The sequence below is a fragment of the Pseudomonas sp. LBUM1679 genome, assembly GCF_059695565.1.
In genome coordinates this window covers 6312346-6331704 of the sequence record NZ_CP166774.1, presented here as the reverse complement: position 1 = coordinate 6331704, position 19359 = coordinate 6312346, and the positions used below count along the sequence as shown (strand labels likewise).

Annotated in this window: 14 protein-coding genes; 9 read left to right on the top strand and 5 right to left on the bottom strand. The window is 48.9% G+C overall.

Features of this window, described 5'->3' with window-relative positions:
- Window positions 1-188: 188 nt before the first annotated feature.
- A complete protein-coding gene (locus ACA062_RS28920) occupies window positions 189-3005 on the top strand; it encodes a hypothetical protein (protein ID WP_497454083.1) in 2817 nt (938 codons plus the stop codon).
- A gap of 383 nt (window positions 3006-3388) precedes the next feature.
- Window positions 3389-4495, top strand: a complete 1107-nt coding sequence (locus ACA062_RS28915) for a Fic family protein (protein ID WP_497454082.1) — start codon at window positions 3389-3391, stop codon at window positions 4493-4495.
- A 1183-nt stretch (window positions 4496-5678) separates the two neighbouring features.
- Here the strand turns inward: ACA062_RS28915 and ACA062_RS28910 are convergent.
- From ACA062_RS28910 to ACA062_RS28900, 3 genes are read right to left on the bottom strand one after another with little or no spacing between them, the layout of a single operon-like run.
- The gene (locus ACA062_RS28910; RefSeq protein WP_497454081.1) at window positions 5679-6902 is read right to left on the bottom strand and encodes a hypothetical protein; all 1224 of its coding nucleotides are present in this window, start codon (window positions 6900-6902) and stop codon (window positions 5679-5681) included.
- Window positions 6902-8977 carry a hypothetical protein gene (locus ACA062_RS28905; protein WP_497454080.1) on the bottom strand — a complete coding sequence of 692 codons (2076 nt, stop codon included), beginning with the start codon at window positions 8975-8977 and terminating at the stop codon, window positions 6902-6904. The genes ACA062_RS28910 and ACA062_RS28905 overlap by 1 nt, the downstream gene beginning before the upstream one ends.
- A gap of 9 nt (window positions 8978-8986) precedes the next feature.
- The gene (locus ACA062_RS28900; RefSeq protein WP_497454079.1) at window positions 8987-9649 is read right to left on the bottom strand and encodes a hypothetical protein; all 663 of its coding nucleotides are present in this window, start codon (window positions 9647-9649) and stop codon (window positions 8987-8989) included.
- Window positions 9650-9657: 8 nt separating this feature from the next.
- On the opposite strand from ACA062_RS28900, the gene dndB reads away from it, so the two are divergent.
- The 5 genes from dndB to ACA062_RS28875 all read left to right on the top strand — a co-directional run bounded on the left by dndB (window position 9658) and on the right by ACA062_RS28875 (window position 15834).
- Window positions 9658-10755, top strand: coding sequence for a DNA sulfur modification protein DndB (gene dndB / locus ACA062_RS28895; protein WP_497454078.1), 1098 nt, complete (start codon window positions 9658-9660; stop codon window positions 10753-10755).
- 1 nt (window position 10756) lies between these two features.
- The gene (gene dndC / locus ACA062_RS28890) at window positions 10757-12289 is read left to right on the top strand and encodes a DNA phosphorothioation system sulfurtransferase DndC (protein WP_497454077.1); all 1533 of its coding nucleotides are present in this window, start codon (window positions 10757-10759) and stop codon (window positions 12287-12289) included.
- A complete protein-coding gene (gene dndD / locus ACA062_RS28885) occupies window positions 12286-14286 on the top strand; it encodes a DNA sulfur modification protein DndD (RefSeq protein ID WP_497454076.1) in 2001 nt (666 codons plus the stop codon). The genes dndC and dndD overlap by 4 nt, the downstream gene beginning before the upstream one ends.
- Entirely contained in the window at window positions 14270-14629 is a 360-nt protein-coding gene (locus ACA062_RS28880; protein ID WP_497454075.1) for a DndE family protein, read from the top strand. Before dndD ends, ACA062_RS28880 begins: the two co-directional genes overlap by 17 nt.
- Before the next feature lie 365 nt (window positions 14630-14994).
- Window positions 14995-15834, top strand: coding sequence for a hypothetical protein (locus ACA062_RS28875; RefSeq protein WP_497454074.1), 840 nt, complete (start codon window positions 14995-14997; stop codon window positions 15832-15834).
- Window positions 15835-16108: 274 nt separating this feature from the next.
- Here the strand turns inward: ACA062_RS28875 and ACA062_RS28870 are convergent, their stop codons facing one another.
- Window positions 16109-16432 (bottom strand): hypothetical protein, encoded by a 324-nt coding sequence (locus tag ACA062_RS28870; protein ID WP_497454073.1) that lies wholly within the window; start codon window positions 16430-16432, stop codon window positions 16109-16111.
- A 304-nt stretch (window positions 16433-16736) separates the two neighbouring features.
- On the opposite strand from ACA062_RS28870, the gene ACA062_RS28865 reads away from it, so the two are divergent.
- Complete coding sequence (locus tag ACA062_RS28865) at window positions 16737-17024, top strand: DUF2934 domain-containing protein (protein ID WP_497454072.1); 288 nt, start codon at window positions 16737-16739, stop codon at window positions 17022-17024.
- Between the two features lie 90 nt (window positions 17025-17114).
- Here ACA062_RS28865 and ACA062_RS28860 read toward each other — a convergent pair whose 3' ends face one another.
- Window positions 17115-18029 (bottom strand): LysR substrate-binding domain-containing protein, encoded by a 915-nt coding sequence (locus ACA062_RS28860; protein ID WP_497454071.1) that lies wholly within the window; start codon window positions 18027-18029, stop codon window positions 17115-17117.
- A gap of 126 nt (window positions 18030-18155) precedes the next feature.
- Between ACA062_RS28860 and ACA062_RS28855 the strand changes: the two genes are divergently transcribed.
- Window positions 18156-19358: a mandelate racemase/muconate lactonizing enzyme family protein gene (locus ACA062_RS28855; protein WP_497454070.1), complete on the top strand. Its 1203-nt coding sequence runs from the start codon at window positions 18156-18158 to the stop codon at window positions 19356-19358.
- Window position 19359 lies beyond the last annotated feature (1 nt).

The following is a 19359-nucleotide window of genomic DNA, read 5'->3' as shown; positions in this document are numbered from 1 at the left end:
CATACGGAGGTGGAATGCGGAAATGGGGGGCCATGAGTAGGCGTTCGGCCAAGTCATTTCCATCCGCCATGCCGGACTATCTTCGAGCCCCCGATGAGCGGGTCCCCCCCTAAGGTCAGTATGCTGGCGATAAACCTTCTGGATGCTAGCCTCAATTTGGCGGTTCATTAACCTAGATGGAGAGCATCATGGGCCTTGGAAGAAATCAGCTTTTACTCTCTAAAGACGGATTGACCGAGCGGACAGTTCTTTCAGCTCTGTCGATAGATCTCTGGGATGTTGTCGCCCGGGACAAACCTACGACAGTCTTTGCAGATGAAATCGTCGTCCGGTCCGAGGTGCTTACTGATGGTCATAACCTGAACCTGATTTGCCGAACGATCAGATTTGAGGCAGGCGGTGTAATCCGCACGGATGGATTAGCCGGAATTCCTTCTTTCCAGCCAGACCAACGAATTGAGGGTGCTCATAACCCTGGTGAGGCCGGTCCTGATGGTGATGACGGCGGTAATGGCTCGCCTGCCGGTGCCCTGACGATCCGTGCCAATGAGATCCAAGGTCCAATCAGGGCATCAGCAGTGGGTGGGGCGGGCGGGCGGCCTCGCGATGGTGGGCATGGTCAGAGGGGATCTGCTGGACCTGCAGGAAAAGATGCAACCGCTAAAAAGGCAAACGAATATCCTCCTGGGACCGCTGGCGGTGATGGAGGTCAAGGAGGCAAAGCCGGGTTGCCTGGGAGAAGAGGAAAAGGTGGGGCGGGCGGAGCTGTCCTGATTTCTACTTCGGACCCTCAATACGCTCTCCCCGATGGCGCCATAGATGTCTCTCATGGGCGTCATGGTGATCCAGGGCAGGCAGGTAACCCAGGGCAGGGTGGTGAATTTGGTCCTGGTGGCAGGATTAGCATTCCAGTTTATTGCGAGCCAGATTTCCCGCGAGACCCCCGGGGATTTAGCCACGTACTAAATACTGGGAAGGCAATAGTAGTGCGAGACTTACCGAACTTGTCACGGCTGCAGATGGCTGCGTTGGCGCTGGAGGATGCAAAAGTTCTTCGTAGCTTCTGCGAATATGGCTACTCGCATAACGGGTCTTCTGGCCAGCCAGGGCTAGGCGGCGATTTAAGGGTAACCGAAGTCGCCGAGCGTCAGGTTGCACCAGTTGGCGTGGATGGTGAACTCAATGTAGAGACTCCAAGTTATGCTGATTTTGCAGACCTCTTCGATGGAACCTTTCTTGAGCTTTTGGTTCTCTACGCGGAGGACCAATACCGCAGCGCTGGACTTCAGATCGGCTCTGATTTGAAAGACCGCATAGGTTTCCTGCTCCATGTATGTGTTGCCGATGAATCGCCCAGCTTGATCAAGAAGGAAGTCATGGCCCGTGGTTACTCCATGGCGAGAAAGATGAACCTTGGCTTGGACTTCTTTGGCTATTCCAAGGAGCGAGCGCCGCTGCTCGCGTTTGAAACCTACTCGCAGCACATTAATACTTCGGTTCTCACCCAGGCCAAGTTGATTGAGGATGCCTTTAACGCGTATTGGGATGCGAGCGATAATGCTGAGAGACAACGCAACCAGATTCGCGCCGTCGTTGCAGCCGCCAAAGACCGTAAAGTTTCCCTTGAAGTGGAGTTCGAGCGTGCTACGGGTGAAGCCCGCTCACAGCTCGAACAGATCCCTATACTGGATGACAAGATTGAAGCAGCGAAGGAAATACTCATGCAGAAGGAGGCCGAGCTCACTGCTGCGATCAACGCAAAGAGCAATGGCTGCAACTTGGCCACTACCCTTACGGCGGTCGCTACGATTGTCGTCGGTGTTTCTACCGGGGGTGCTGGCTTCATTGCTGCAGCTCAGGCAGGTACAAAACTCTATGGAGATTTCACCGCTAATAACGATAGCCTTCAAACCCTGTGGGATAACAGCAAGCTTCTAAGTGATGACCTGAAAGAACTCGGGAAAGGAGCCAATTCCGTAGCTGAAGGTGTTGATGCTATACGAAAGGGAATGGATGAGCTGACGGCGGCTCAAAAGGAAGCACAGATTCCCCAATTTACGATGGAGCGTGAAAGCTTTGACAAGATTGCGCGTGACTATGCGGACCTTCTAGAAGCGAATGAATATCGGGAGGCTGGCTACGAGTATTTGAAATGCGTTGAGTCTCGAAATGCAGCTTTGCTGGCCTACAATGGCTTGCTGGCGCACCTTACGGAAATGCAAGCGCAGATTGCCGCTGGAAGCCGTGCGGTCGCGGCTCTTGAGTCCGAGCTTTCAGGAGCTGCTGATCCTGCGGAAGCATATATCAAGGTTCTTATGAGCCGTATCTACCTGGATTCACTCGCGCTCGCCGCGTCGATGGTTCATGCCGAAACCAAGGCGCTTGCTTACCATTTCGGACGCCCAACTGATGCCCCACTCTCCGCTTTAAACGTATCTACAATTACCTATGCCCATCAGAAGCTTCTGATTAAGGATTGGGTGGCTGCGAAAGAGCGGTACGAAGCTCGCCGGGAACTGGAACCTGGCGAGGTGGAACTGGATCTTAGGGAGTTGGTTTCTCCAGCGCAGTGGGACCTGTTCCTAAAGCAACTGGTCCTTTCTTTTACGATTCGCTGGGATCATCCCACCTACAGCCCAATGTGGGAAAATCTGCCAGGCGTACGAATTACCGGAATGGAGCTAGTGCTGCAGGGCGCCTCAGTGGCAGATGGTCAAAAGCAGATTCCATGGAAGATGGCCCAGGGCGGGCACGAAACGATTTACTTGGGAACAGGGCAGGCTGTGGTCTTTAGCCATCGGGCAGTGATGTTCCGTGGTTTTACGAGCCTTACGGGAACCAAGCCGATCATTCGCGCAGATTTCTCCGAAAAAAATCTCTACGCCGGTCTTAGCCCATTTGCGACATGGCTCCTCTCCCTGAGTAGCAGCCCATCTCTAAAGTTGGATCTCACAGAGCTGGAGTTGGCGACACTCAAACTGTCCGGCTACACGATCGAAAGTTAGGATTAGCTAGAGTAAACATCCTAAGTAGAGAGACTAGTATTCAGCCAGGGCGGCGAATGCCGCGCTGGTTGTTCCCTAAATTTCCGAATAGTACGGATACAGAGGTAGGAGCAAAGGCCTTCCAGCAAGCAGGAGCGCCTTGCTGGCTAAAAAATGAACGAATACGGTTCATGTATATCAGTTAAGAATTCATTTTTTGTGTGGCAATTATGTGGCGGGACTAATTAAGTGCTTGTACTTACGCATATTTATACAGCTTCCCAAACCATGAGCCCTTTCATTCGTCTATGAAGTGAAATTAACCATATTAATGAGACGATTAATCAGGCTAATCGTCTCATTAATTAGCTGGAAATGAGACGATTAAGAGATACATTCGTCTCATGACGTATAACTGGCAACAACCTGATTGGCCTAACTTCCGTTACGATCTTTCGGTCGTGGAAGATCTTCTGTTTGCCTTTGCAGAGAAAACTGGCCATATCGCCGGACTCCTGCAAGGGTTACCCGACAGTGCCCAGCAGGAAACAATTCTCTCTCTCATGGTTTCGGAGGCCGTTAAAACGTCCGAGATTGAGGGAGAGTTCATACATCGCTCCGATGTCATGTCCTCGATCCGGAACAATCTCGGCCTCAACCTTGCTCATGAAGAGGTCGGGGACAAAAAGGCGCAGGGTGTCGGTGAGCTGATGGTCGCAGTTCGGCAAAGCTTTACAGCCCCTCTTACTGAGACGATGCTGTTCGACTGGCATAGCAGGCTTATGGCTCCCTTCGTCAAACGTCTCATCGTCGGTCAATGGCGAAATCATGAGGACCCGATGCAAATTGTTTCCGGGCCTCTTGGTAAACAGCGCATCCATTTTGAGGCGCCATCCTCTTCCGACGTTCCGAAAGAAATGGCAGGCTTTATCCGCTGGTTCAATGACACCGCGCCTAACGGTAAAAACGTCCTCAAAAGCCCCGCAGTTCGTTCTGCCATTGCGCATCTTTATTTTGAGAGCATCCATCCATTTGAAGACGGTAATGGCCGCATCGGGCGTGCCTTGTCTGAAAAGGCTCTTTCCCAGGGGTTGGGCCGCCCTGTCGTCATGAGCCTGTCAAAGGCCATTGAGTCTAATCGAAAAGCCTACTATGGGGCTTTGAGCGACGCTCAAACCTCCAACGACATTACAGAGTGGATCGCTTATTTCACGCGCACAATTCTGGATGCTCAAAACGATACTGAGCAAACGATAAATGCTGCACTATTCAAAACCAAAATATTCGACAGATATCGTGGGAAGTTGAATGAAAGGCAGATGAGTATCATCAGCTTTATGCTGGAAAACAGCCAAGACGAAAGCACTCATATGCGCACGAAGACATACATGAAAATGACGGGGGCTTCAAAAGCGACAACGGCGCGAGACCTCCAGAACCTCGTTGAACTCGGTATTTTTAGGCAAGCTGGCGAAGGTCGTAATACGCATTACGAAATTGAAGTCATTTGACCAGTTTTATGGATGGTCACTGCTGGCTTTGGATGTTTCTTGAGAATCGTGTGGCAAGTGTGTGGCAAGTGTGTGGCAAGTGTGTGGCGAACGCCACTTAAGTATCTGTAATCATAGATATTTTTATAGCTTCCCAAGCTGTAGGTCGCGAGTTCGAGACTCGTCGCCCGCTCCATAATGAAATCAATGGTTTAACGGTCGTTTTTGATCTTAAATTGGAGCGTTTTGGTGGTTTTTGCCACAAAATTCCACCCGCGCAAATCCGCAGAAATCCGGCATTGCCCGCCGTGAGCTTTTTGGGCTTGTGGCGAATCTGTGGCAAAAACTGCCGGATGAGCTTGGATTTAGGTAGATTACTGAATCTGTCACACCGGTGGCTTAGCGATGAGGCTTTACGAGGCATTATCGTATCGGCTACGATTTTATTGAAGTATTTACCGACCTAATTCATCTCCGCGACGAGCTCATCGAACTTTTTCAACAGGACTGCTTTATTTAGATCTTTTCACTCTCGTAATTGCGTAACCACCACAGCAGCACCGAGTCTCCAGGAGCTTTAATCGCACCACAACAACTATGCGGAGAGTGCTCGCAGCAGGAATTAGCCTAAGAGTGAGGACAGTTGAAATGGAGAAGAATGCAGACTAATTAACGGCAACCACTGATTACTAAAGTACATTTAGGCATCCGGGCATGACTATGTTCGCGGTTTTAGGCACGCTCAGATCGATAAGTTGTTCTACGGAGATTTTGCGCGGTCGATGAGCCGAGAGCATCCTTGCAGTTGATCATCCGAGAAACACGCGGTCTGCCTCCGACACATCCATGATCGTGTGGGAAATCACGCTCAGCACTATGGGCCCACCGTCGCGGGATAGCTTAGGCTCAACTAAAACTGCGAGAGCTATGTCGGGCTGAGGGCCGCACGATGCTGCGATCTACGGGACTGAAACACATATTGTTCTGCGCCAAATCATTGTGCTGCGGCAGGGCTAGCCGCCAATCGAGTCCAGCACCTCTTCGGCCAATTGGCTTCTGTTCACCGGCCGATTTCGGCCATGCCTTTCTCGAAGCCGGCTTTGTAGCCGGCAAAATCATCACAAACCAGCTTGCCATTCCAGGAATCGAGGAAGTTATACAATGCGACGTATATTATGTAACTGCCTGGGAAGCACGATTGCTGTTATATAATTTTGATTAGATAATCATTAATCCTTTGTTTGGTCACGGTTATAATTGATTCTACTGCTTCAGGGAAACTCAACGAGTTTGCTTTTCGCAGATGGACAAAAAATTCACCTTGTGAGTATTTAGAGTCCATGCTGTGAATGAAGTTCTTTACTTCAGATAAAGCCAGGAGTGCTGTGGCCGAGTTCCATCGTTGCATCCCGTGGGCGAGCTCTGATTTATTTCTCCAGGTAACAATGTCTTTGATGATGGAAGGTACCGTTTCAGGAGACAATGCCAGTAATCCTGATACACCTTGAACTGTTGTCGAATTGTGCGAGTAGAGCACTACACCTTTGTGATTCAAATATAGTTTGTTGCTGGCGGATAGTATGCCAATCAGGTAGCACTCGATGGTCCGGATGCAGTGATGCAATGACAAGTTCGAACTACCTTCTCTTTTTGATAATGAGGTTGCCAGAGCTAAATGCAAGCTCGACTGCCAGACTAAAACTTTTCGGTATAAAATCAAGTCGGCGGCTGAGTTGTTAAACACGTCTGCAGCTAAATTTCCATCCGATAAGTGATCTAGCGAGAGTCGTAGTTCATCAAATGCTATTGACTTGGAGGAGTGAAGGTCTCTGGCGTATTTTATAGCATCTCTTATTGTCGTAGATATAATGTGAGAGCTTGACTGTACTACGTGGGGTAATGAGCATGAGCCTATCGCGGTACGAAGCTCTTCAAAGCGGAAAATTGCGCCCAGTGCGATCATTCCTTCTCTGATGATCTCAGAAATATTAGAAGCAGTGTAATCATCGATAGATACTCTCAAATGTTTGGAAGATTGAGGAAACCAGTCAAAGTTGATTTTTCTCAACTGGATCTCTGGGATACTGAGCTGGGAAACTATATTGGTCAAGCTCCATGGTTTTACCTGGGTCAAGCTTGGATTTCCAAATTGAAATCTATATGTCTTTTTTAAAGGCTTGTCTATGTCACATAATATTGCAATGCAGGCCAGGTCAAGATTGGAAAGCGCACACCCGGATATATACGTTGATACCGGTGCAATTCCCAGCGCGATTAATTCAACAGAAAGCTCTTTCCCTGTTTTTTCTGATGATGAAATAATCAGTGTAAGTGAGTCGGCCTTGATCGTATCTAAACAGCAAGAGATTTCAAGCGCCACCTCATCGAGTGGCGCTCCCGGTGTAAATGAGACTTCTAAAAGAGTCACTATTCACCTTCTATTTCAACAGACGAATCAATGGCAATACCGTATTCGTAGTCGAAGGCGCTTCTAAAATCTGCGATTGCAACCTGCACATCTCTGTTGACATGTTTGGCAACCGCTTTGAGAAAATCATTGCTCACTTCATCTTGATTTATCTGCTTGTGGCGTACTGCCTGGAGTTGTCTGTTGTGTTCTTCTTCCAAACTCATAAGTAGCGCGCGCTCTCCATCATCGAGCGTTGCAAATTCAACTCGATATGTTTTCATGAAATACCGTTGCCGGGCATCATGATATTGGTTCATAAATGATCCCGCGCGTTCACACCCCAGACGGTTCAGCCGGTCACGTAGTTTTTCAGAATCTGCGGGAGAAACTGATGCTGCAAAATCCGAGGCAATGGCATCTGTAGCGAAAAGCGTCAATATACAATTGGCAATAGCTGTTTTCGAATCTTCCGTTGGTTTTATATTGATTGCCTCCCAAACCGTATATTGCATGTACTTTTTATGCGGTTTGAACAGTTCCCCATCATCCCGCAATGCATGGTTCAGGATTGGAACGAAGGCTTTAGTCGCGTCAATAGGAGCGATACCAAGATCCTTGCACCGATCCAACACCACGCTCCAGGCTTCTAATATGCCTCGTTGTACGATCGCATATTGCAAAAATGATATTACATTGTCTTTGTTGGATGCCCGTAAAGACTCTTCAAATTCAGCGTAAATATTTTTTGCTGACTCATGATACTTGTCATCATCGATAGGCTTGTATTCAAGAATTTGAGTCAGTGCAGCGGTGTGCTGGGTCGGGTTTCTTGACGCGTCCCGTTCTGTTCTCAATTTAGCTATCTGGGTAGTAAACTGATTTGATAAAGTGTTGAAACCATCCAGACCAAAAAATATCTCCTCTAAACAAGGTACGAAATGTTTTACAACCTGAGCCTCAATAATGCGTTTCTGATTGAGTGAAAAGCGCTCCCACTCTACCTCTCGATTGTCATCGGAATCGTTGTCTTGAGGGTTAAGCTGCTCTTCCACCTCGGAAAGTGCAAGTGCGTAAGCTAACAGCATTGACTTGTTATTTCTGACGGTGCCGCCGGAGAAAATCTTTGTAAGTGCTTTGTCTAGTATGCCGATACTGGTTATGGAGTAAGGTCGTTTTATTATTGTTGATTCTTTCTTGGATTTGATATTCCACTCGATCTGCGCCAGAGCCTCCTCTCCGCGGGTTTTCAGGATCCGATCACAGAACTTTCGACAAATTATTCCGCTGATCGAGGAGTCAGATAGAAGAATATTGAAGTGACCACCAACATGCTGCATTGTGGTGTTGACGTCGACGAAAAGGGTTCTGAACACGGAGTGAACCGTTAACACCTCTTTGTCGCCTAGCATCTCTCTATGGGCTTGAGTACTGTTTGGGGGAAACAAGATACAAACCGGTACACACACGCCTTCTAATAGCTCACTTTTTCGTTCGTAGACGTACCGCAATGCGGCGAGACGGTGTTGACCGTCTATCACCACAAGTTTTGCACCCTGTTCATTACCTTTCGGGCTCCTGATGGAAATTTTTACCGGAGAACGTTGTAATGCTACTTTTTGCATTGTTCCATTTATAAGCAGGCTAGGGGAATAGCTGGCTCCGCTCTCATCTGTAAAAAAATCAAGCTTTATTTGTCTTGGCCACTCACGAGTGACGCTACACTGCGCCGTATCGATAGTAACGACTTCGTCCGGATAGTAGGGCTGCATCTTTCTATCTTGCACCGGTACTACGGCTACAAGAAGAGGCGGAAAGAAAACCGCTCGATCCTTGATTTCCTGGTCCGACCTTTCTGTCGGGTTTAGATAAGGTACTACATCGCGCAAGACACGTTCGTGATCAATGTCTCTTTGCATCAGCAATTCAAAATCTTGTCCGTCCGGGTGTAATTCCTGGGCGAAGCTCAAATCGACTAAGTCTGCTGCTGTGAATGAAGCTTGCACATAGTCGATAGGAAAAGAGTTGCCTGATGAGAAACGGCCAAAGCTACCGATATAACTGATATCGTAAATATTTTCTGAAAACTTTTTCATTTTTGATCTTTATCCATTTGAGTATGGCGGTTTTATCAAAGCATGCAGTAGCGTTTCGAGCGCTCTTACCGGGGGCTTGGCATCAGCTATAGGGTGACAACCATATATTAAGTCATCCCAGCGTAGTCCTAAGCTTCTAATTCGATAGCCAAAACTGTCCCGTTCGCTGCTACTGTGAAAGTTCGATTTATGTTGGAAGTATCGTTGGTTTAACGTTTGTTCCTTAGCCATACCTAAATAAATTGGCGCTGGAACAGTACTCAATGATTCTAACGAATCAAGCAATAGTGGAACGTCCAGAGGGTCGCAGGATTCTAAAAGACGAATCGAACTACTTAATGTTACCTGGCGTGCAGTTACGATGTAGCCTTCGCTTACACCACTGCCTTTCCCGGATTCTCGAAGTGTGCCATCAAGGGAGCGAGACGAAAAAATGCTCTCCAAACGCCCTAGGCGACGCAGCAAGCTAGCTTTGGCTGTGATGAGCGTCGCCGGATCAAAAGGGTGTTTGCCGAGTAACCCTGCTTTCTGCCTGCTGCCTAGGATTACTGAGAAGCTATAGATGCCAGGCGAATGAGGGATGTCGATTTCATCTGAAATCGAGTACCAAAGCATGCTCATGGGTTGACCAAAATGGGTGTGGAAGTTAAATTTAGCACTGAAAACTTCCATGCCAAAAAATGACTTCCAGAAAAATGTCGATAGCTGATGGCTTCACCAGTACTTTCCCAGCCGTGAGGGGAATCCAATCAGGGCGTCCTTGCTATATCGCGATGTGTCCCATGCGCTTGATTCCTAAGATGTTTATCTTCAATGAGGAAGAGGTTCCAGCAGACCTACGTGCTCAGAGGAAGCTTAACCATTCCAGAATCCCGGAAATTGCAGCCTACCTGGTCGATAATGCACGCGATTATACGCTGTCTGCAATCACCGCCTCAATCGACGGTGTGGTTGCTTTTGAACCCTCTGCAGATACCGGCATAGGGCAGAATATTGGCACCCTGTCAATCCATATGGGCGCTCAAATTTTGATCAATGATGGGCAGCACCGTCGAGCGGCTATCGAAGAGGCTATCAAGACTAATCCTGAGATCGGTTACGATAATATACCAGTGCTTTTCTTTATTGACGAAGGGCTCACTCGCAGCCAGCAGATGTTTGCTGACTTGAATAAACACGCAGTTCGTCCAGGTGACTCAATAAGTACTTTGTATGATCACCGTGATTCGATATCAGATCTCGCAAGATATATGGTTAAGAATGTTGAGATCTTCGAAAGAATGACAGAGATGGAGAAGTCGAGCATCTCCAACAGAAGCACAAAACTATTTACTCTTAGTGCGATCAAGAATGCGTCAAAGACGCTTTTGCGTATCAGTAAAGGTCAAGTCGTGTCCAATGATGCAAAAGAGCTCGGAGTTTTGTATTGGGCAACCGTTGCAACGCAGATGCCTGATTGGCTTTTGGCTAAGAAGAAAGAAGTATCGACTGCAGAGCTACGGGAACAATATGTCCATGCACATGCAGTAACTCTTCAAGCGTTGGGGATTATTGGCGCAGAGTTAGTTACTCGTCCGAAGGACGAATGGGTTGCAGTTCTTTCTAAACTTAGAGTTGTCGACTGGTCTAGGTCAAATCCGGACTGGGAAGGCAGAGCATTAAGTCATGGGCGAATCAGCAAAAGCCACGTGAATGTAGCGCTAACTGCTATTTATATTAAAACTATGTTGGGCGTACCACTTTCGAACGCTGAACTTACATTGGAGGGGGGTGTTTAATATGGGTGCTGAAGAGATCTATATATACGACTCTCACGAAGAGCTTGTGTCGTCGATGCATGCTGCCAATCGGCCGGTAGCTGATTTGGTACGAGAAATTCAAAATATATACTTGGCGGACTCCCGGCCTTGGGTCGTTGGGTTCAGTGGCGGTAAAGATTCAACCGTTATTTTATCTTTAACATATATTGCAATTTTTTTGTTGCCGGTGGAGAAGCGGACTAAACACGTTTATGTTGTGTCGTCTGACACATTAGTTGAAACCCCTGTTGTTGTGGATATGATTAAGGCGTCGTTGGCGGCAATTAACGACAGCTCTGCGGCTAATTGCATGCCTATCAGTGCGCATGCGGTGATGCCCAAGATGGATAATACCTTCTGGGTAAACCTGTTAGGTCGAGGTTATCCTGCGCCAACTAGAAGTTTTAGATGGTGTACTGAGCGTATGAAAATTAATCCCGTAAGTGAGTTTATATTAGATAAAGTGGCCTCATTTGGTGAGGTCGTAGTTGTTTTAGGCTCGCGTAGTCAAGAAAGCTCATCTCGAGCACAGGTTATAGCAAAACATAAGATAGACGGTTCGGCATTAAGTAGGCACTCTTCGCTGCCCAACGCCTATACCTACATGCCAATTGAAGCGTGGTCCTCGGATGAAGTTTGGGAGTATCTGATGAGCGCGCCGCGCCCCTGGGGCGGTAGTAATCGGGTATTGTTTGAGCTATACAAGGGGTCCAATGCAGGTGAATGCCCACTTGTAATCGATACTAGTACTCCGTCCTGCGGAAACTCCAGATTTGGATGCTGGACTTGTACAGTTGTTACGCACGACAAGGCAATCGAGGGTCTCATTCAGTCTGGAGATACTTGGATGCAGCCTTTGCTGGATTTTAGGAATTTGCTTCATTTTAGTTCTCTTCCTGAGAACAAAACTAAATATAGGAATCACCGGCGACGGACAGGGAAAGTTACTTTTGCTCGTTCTGAAGATATAGAGAACGACGAGGAGAAGACAGCGAAACATGTCCCTGGACCTTATCTCATGGCCTATAGGCGCGAGTGGTTGCAACGGCTCCTTGAGATTGAGAAAAGTTTAAGGCAGGCTGGTCACAATATTGAGCTTATCACTCGTAGCGAACTTCAATATATAAGGCAGCAGTGGTTGTGTGACCCCAATGAGCCAGACTGGAAGGACTCCGTTCCTAAGATTTTTTCGGACGTATATTCAACTGAAGAGATTAGTTGGATAAAGAATGATGCTGGGGCTTTTACTGCTCCCGACGAGATGCTTTTAGATGAACTTTCTTCTCCTCGAGGAATATCATCATCGATGATTATGCGCCTAATAGATACTGAACTATCATATATGGGGTTGTCGAAGCGATCAGGAATTCTGAATAAAATTGAATCTGTCTTGGATCAAGATTGGGAAGATCTAGAAAGTGTAAGTAAAAGAAAATCCGAACCGCGTAGCTCTACATATTATACTGACGAAGCAAATGCTATGAAAAACTTGATTGAAAGTCTTACTCAATGATTATTGATGAACTAGTACTTCAGGACTTCAGGGTCTTTCGTGGTCAGCACACTTTCGATCTTACTCCACGGGAAATTTTAGGGAAAGAGCGTCCAATAATTTTATTTGGCGGGCTTAATGGCGCTGGTAAAACAACAATTCTAACAGCCCTGAAACTTGCAATATATGGGAGGGGTATACTTGGCAGTGTTTCGTTGACGGACTATCATCAGTATCTGTCAGCTTCTATACATAAGACAGCTGGTAGTTTAGTCAAGCCGCACTACTCGTCGGTCCAGATTACATTTAGGCATGCTCATCATGGGCAGTTTAATGTCTATGAAGTCAAGCGGGACTGGGCGCTTCTTGAGTCGGGAAAAGTAAAGGAGAGCTTGAGAGTCGTATGCGATGGCGACGTAAAGTCGGAGTTGTCATATGAACAGTCCCAAGCGTTTTTAAACGAGCTTATCCCAATTGGTGTGTCTGAACTATTCTTTTTTGATGGCGAGAAAATAAAAGAGCTTGCGGAAGAAACCACGGGTAGTTTGCTTAAAGGCTCTATTGAGAAGTTGTTGGGCCTAGATGTTGTTGCTCGGCTTGACTCAGATCTTTCTGTGCTTATCAGAACTAGATCGGCAAAAGATGCATCAAAAGAGAAATTAAGAGCTATCGAAGCTCTAGAACTTGAGTTGGCTACGTTGAAAACTCTTCTGGCTACACGTCAGAGTGATTTTCAGGCGGTTGATATTTCTTTCAAACAGTTGAATAAAAATATTGAAAAGCTCCAGAAAGAAATCGATGCTCGAGGGGGTGCTTGGAGTATAACAAAAAAGGATGAGACAATAGTCCTTGGTGAGCTTCGCTTAAAGAAGGAGCATTTTGAAGCAGCACTTCGAGAAGTAGTTTCATCCACCTTGCCCCTAGCAATTACAAAAGAACTGGGGAGTAAACTTCTTTTCGCGCTTGAATTTGAACGCAAGTTGAAATTGGATCTGAAGCTCGGAGGTATGATCGCAGCCAAGCGCAATGATTTCGTCAGTAAAGTAGATGCGTTTTCTAATCAGCAGGATCTTATAAGTATTTTTGATTCTCTTTTTTCTGATTTGATTTTTAGCGAAAAAGGTTCACTGATCCATGACTTGTCAGATACTCAGGTTGCAAGTATCAGTCAACGCTTGGAGAGTTCAGGAAAGCATCAATTAAATAAGGCTGAGGCACTAATTACCCAGTTGGATGATATTGAAGAACAAATTGACTCTATAGGTGTCAATTTGAGTCGAGCACCAGATGATGAAGTAATTAAGCCACTGACTTCAAGACTCCAATCTATTTCAGTTGAGCTTGGGGAGGCAAAGGCATACCGCTCTCAGTTGGCGGGTGAGCTTCGTCAATTAGTTAATAGCATTTTGGATGTAAGTAGGAAACTTGACCGTTTATATAGCGAGATGACAGAGTCTTCTAATAAAAATCGTTTATTTGAGTTGGCGGAAAGCTCCAGGCTAATCTTAAAAGAGTTTATTAAACGGACTTCTGAGCGAAAAATTCGGGAATTGGAAAGTCAATTTGAGAAAGCGTTGCACAAACTATCTAGGAAAAATCAGGATAGTTTATCAATATCCATTGATGAGAAAAGCTATAACGTGACGCTTCGTGATGCATCTGGTGTTGAGATTAACAAGAATGAATTGTCTGCAGGTGAGAAGCAAATTTATGCAATTGCCTTGCTTGAGGGATTAGCTAGAACATCTGGCAGGAATCTTCCTGTCATAATTGATACTCCGTTAGGACGCCTAGATTCCTATCATAGAAAAAATATTGTCGATCATTATTTTCCTCAAGCCAGCCATCAAGTTTTAATTTTGTCCACAGATACTGAAATTGACCCCTCTTTTTATAGTGATCTGGATAGTAGTATTTCACATACGTATTATCTTGATTTCGATCATGTGTCGGGTTCAACCAAAGTTCATGATGGATATTTTGAGCGTGTCGGAGACGGTAATGAATTTTCCAAATAGACTTAGAGTGTCTGTCGCGGCGACCGATAAGCTAAAATACTTAAAGAGCAAGACAGGGGTTACGCCGAATATTCTTTGTCGATTTGCGATAAGTTTGGCGCTTCGGGACTCTATTAATGTAGATGACTCTTCGGGTCTTGAGTTGAGTGGCCAAGAGTTTAATTCGTCTACGTTATTTGGAGAGAACACTGATGTTTATTTTTGTCTGGTTTCTCAATACATTAACGATAATGGATTAGAGCCTGATTTTGGCAAAATTATAGGGTCTCTTGTAGAGGTTGGTCTTCACAAGATGGGACATGTTAAGTCTATAAAAGAATTGGCTTTGATTGCTTGTAAGTAGTCTTAATTAGTTGCGGCTGATCACTTGCGGAATTGTGATTTCATGCGAGTGATCAGTTTCTTTAATCCGAGTCTCAACGATGAGCGCTTTTTTTCACTGCCCTGAGTAGTCGCAGTTAACCGCTGATCAAAAGCTTTCTCTAGTGTGACTGGCTTCCTCAGGCCGTAAAGTAGATGCTTGGAGTTAGCCATACATTTGTTCAGTTAAACTCAATGGGACGGTTTGTCAGAAGCTATAGGCCAACTCCATACTGAAAGCGATTAGCGGTACCGCCCCGCAGCCGTGGATCGTATCACCGCTAGGTGTGAATCCCCAAATTCACGTGTAGCTTACGGGGTCATCAATGACAGCAGAGGCAACAACAATTGACCAATAATCAGTTTAAGCTTCTGGTGAAACTCATAAGGGGTAATAGCGAGAGCCCTGCAACCAAAGCCGCTCATCTGGTCTTGGTGGAAGGGGTAAAACAGGGGGAAGCTGCGAAGATCACGGGCGCATCTCCGTCAAATGTGCACGATGCGTTGGTGCGATATTCTCATGTACATCAGCAGATTCTGGAAGCTTACGAACTGAATGTGGATTCTGACAATTGTAATTACTTGCCTAGGGGAGTAGCTTTGTTTGATGAGGAGCGGATTCCCGCTTCTGCTACTCAAAGGGCAAAAGTAATGAAAATTGAACTCAAAGTTGATTGGCACCCCAGCGGACGCCGAACGCTCAAAGAGCGCAGCGAGGGGGCGCGGATGTGGAAAGACTGCCTCTCGCCTGCTGGGCTGTTTGCAAATCAGGACCCGCAGGACTTCTACGCCAAGGTTCAACAGTACATCGACACCCTGCTCGCTAATAATGCACTAGTCGAATTTAACGACTCCGCGACAAAGCCAGCTAGCTCTATGGGTATGGAAATCAAAACTAGACAATTGGTACTGACGCTCCAGAACCTCGACTTTGACAAACTGTCTCAGCATCCAGAACCCTTGGTCGTGGATACCATTTCGACGCTGCTCCAGGCCAACTACCCGAATGTGTATCACGAGGAGGTTTCCTGGCTCGCGTATCGGGAGCAAATCCAAGTCGCTCATGCTCGAAAGGTCTATGGTAGCGCGTCTCAAGCGCAAATTGCCTTGCAATGGGGGAGATCAGCTCTGAATGGTACGCTGGTTGTGAGCTTTGATAGGACCTACGGCCTTAGTATCCAGGAATGACGAGAACAGAAGCGTGCCGGTCGCGGGTCAAGTGCACTATAGCGCAGACGCGATGGTGTCCCTGATTGCGGAGCGCCTAGACAATGCGCTCAATGTGCTGTCGATCCTGTGCTTGTGGCGCGACAGTGCGGATCGTGAGCGCGCAGCCCTAACGTCTGGAACGGAGTCGGGACGTTCACATACTGATTACCGCACAGCAACTTGCTGGCCTGGGCGCGGATTGCGTCAGGGAGGACTAACGTTGCCAATGGATCGCTGGGTGGTTGACGCCCGCTCATACCCATTGCCAGCAAAGGTTGGCCGGCAGAACGCGGCCCAGGTCGTGATCTTTCACTTCAAATTCCAGCCAACCGCCGTCCGGATCGTTGCGCCCATCGATGATCGGACCGTGCAGAAACCTCCCGTCAGGCAGCACGACACGCAGCGCGTTGGCGTCCTTTGGGCCCTGCAGGTAGCGGCCGTACTCCATCCGAGCGATGCGGGGGCCGGCGTTGCTCAACACCACCAGCAGTTCCAGGGTGGTCAATTCATTGGGCTCCTGGCCCATGTACAGCGCCATGACGGTCACGGTGGCCGGGCCTTCGTAGGCGTAGGGCATGGCTGGATTTCCTTTTCGGGGAAGTGGCGATCCGTGCGGCAAACCAGAGAGCCGGGTCTGGGTTGACCAGCTCTGAGGGGTATGGTTTCCGCGCCGCAAAAAACAGGCCCCCGCACCGGATCAAAGTGTAGGGGCCTTTTCACCTACATGGTGCCGTGATTTTGCCTGAACATTGCTAAAGAGAGATCGACTGCTTTAATAGGATCTGCGGTACCAACCGAAGCGACGCAGCGTGGCCATCCGGCTCTGAGTACGTTGTTGAGCCAACGTGAATAGACAGCGGACCAATCACAGGAAAGTGTCAATGATTGATGAATCAAAAATCCGGGAACGAGCTTATGCGCTGTGGGAAAAGGATGCATGCCCTGAAGGAGCTGCACTCTTCTATTGGCGTCTCGCCCAAGATCAGCTCGCTGCTGAACTGCGGTCATTCAAAACCGTCCCCCTGATGCAGGCTCTGGAGCAACGAAAAGCGGCGTCGCTCAATCGATACCCGCACAGCAGGTCACTTGGACCAGCGAAAAACCTGCTGAAAGACCGGCCGGCAGAAAACGAAGACTTGCACAAGGCGGCACTTCTGGGCCGTTCGTAATAGGCTCGCTGACCAAAACCGGCCCCAGAGCCTGACCGATCCGGATCTGCCGGAGGGAGCACGCAGGATGCAAATACGAGCTGCTCACGGTCAGCCTTCCAGAGCGACCTGTAACCACTCTCTCAGCGCACGAATTTTCGGTAACTGCGCCCGTTGTGACGGATAAATCAAAAAGTAAGAAATGCCCTGATCGAGTTCGATATCGAACGGCGCGACAAGTACGCCATCGTTCAGGCTTTCGCGCACCAGATTCAGATCACCCAGTGCGACACCATGCCCGCGCGTCGCCGCCGATAGCGCCAGGTCCAGAGTATCGAACGACTGGCCCCGATGAGACGCAATGCCCTCTACGCCAGCTGCTTCCAGCCAGCGACTCCAACCCTGTATTGGGAAGCAATGCAGCAATGGCAGATGCTTCAGATCGGCAGGCTCGGTGAGACGCTTTGCCAATTCTGCCGAACAAACCGGAGTCAGTCGTTCCGGCATCAAGGGGATGGCCTCGACGTCCTTCCAGTCCCCTCGACCTTGAATGATCGCGGCGTCAATGTCGCTGTCTTCAAAACGCGGCTCCCACGCATCGTAGGTCGTCACTCGCACGTCCATATCCGGCATCACCGTGCGCAGCCCCGGCAACAGCGGCAGGAACCAGCGCGTCGCCAGAGTGGGTGGCATGCGCAAGGTCAGCACCTGGCCGGCGTTACGCAGGCTGTTGCACATGGTGGTCAGGCGTGCAAAGGCGTCATCGACCACGGGTAGCAGCGCTTCGGCTTCAGGGGTCAGGCGCAGGCCGGTCTTATGGCGGATAAACAGCATGACCCCCAAATGTTCCTCAAGCTGTTGCACCTGACGGCTGATCGCACTCTGGGTGACGAACAGTTCCTTGGCGGCGCGGCTGAACGTGCCACATCGCGCCGCCGCGGCGAAGACTTCCAGCGCATGCAGCGGCGGCAAGCGACGGTTGAAGGCAGGGCTGTTTAATGCATGATCTGGAAGCATGGATTGCATGAGAATTTACCGCGTTTACTCTAATAACTATAGAGATTAGCTTAGTCATGCCGGCTCACATAGTGTTCTTTGAAGCATGGATGAGATTGATCGGCACCTCTTTCCATTTACTGGAGTCGCCACGCGATGAAGATCAAAAGCATCAAAGCCACGCCAATCAATCTACCGCTGGACGCACCCTACGTCTGGGTCTTCGGTGAACTGCCAGGCTTTTCCACGACCATCATTGAAGTCGAAACCGAGGACGGTCTGGTCGGCTTGGGGGAGGCACCCTCGTGGCACGCTGCGGCGATCATTCGCGATCAAATCGCACCGAAATTGGTTGGCCATGATGCCTTTGACATTGCCGGAGCCGAGTTCCTCTGCCTGCCTTACTTCGCCGGTGTCCAGAGTATCAACGACAATGCGCGCATCATGGCGTTTGGTGCGGTGGAAATGGCGCTGTGGGACCTGCGGGGCAAGGCCTGGAAGCAACCGCTGTATCAGCTGCTGGGCGGTGCCGTGCGCAAGGACATTCCGTTCACCGACTACTTTTCCCTCCGCAACGATGGCCCGTTGCAACGGGACGGCACCCGGGTGCGCGGCGAGCAGACCCCGGAAGCGGTGGCCGATTACTGCGTGATGCTCAACGAGACCTACGGTACGACCTTCTTCGAGGGCAAGTTTTCCACCCACGATCCGAAAGTGTCCCTGCGCATGCTTGAGCTGATCCGCCAGCGCCTGGGGGATGACGTGATGCTGCGTATCGATTCGAACCAGGCCTACTCGTTGGCCACGGCGCGTCGGCTGATTCGTCCGCTGGAAGAACTTGGCGTGCGCAACTGGGAAGACCCGGTCTCGACCATCGAAGAAATGGTCGAACTACGCCGCCATTGCTCGATTCCGTTTTCCACTCACAACACCGACATTGCCCGAGCGATGGTGCTCAAGGTGCCCGACGCGATTGTCGGCAACCCAGCGGCCCTAGGCGGTATTGGCCGGCTGCTGCGATTTATCGGCGCTTGCGAGCATGCCGGTATCGATTTCTGGTGCTACAGCGGCGATTCGGGTGTGGGCAGTGCGGTGTACCTGCATTTGTGCGCAGCGTTGGGCTGGATTCGCGAGCCGAACCAGTCGCTGTTCCGTATGCAGGTCACAGACGTGATTGAAGAGGGCCCATTCGTACCGCGCAACAACACCGTGCGGGTGCCCGAAGGCCACGGGCTGGGAGTGACCCTGTCTCAGGAGCGCCTGGCGCTTGGCCATAAACACTTCCTCGAACATGGCCCGATGAATAAATACCACTATGCGCAAAAGCCCGGCACGTTCCGTCGCCTGCCGCTCGCCTGAT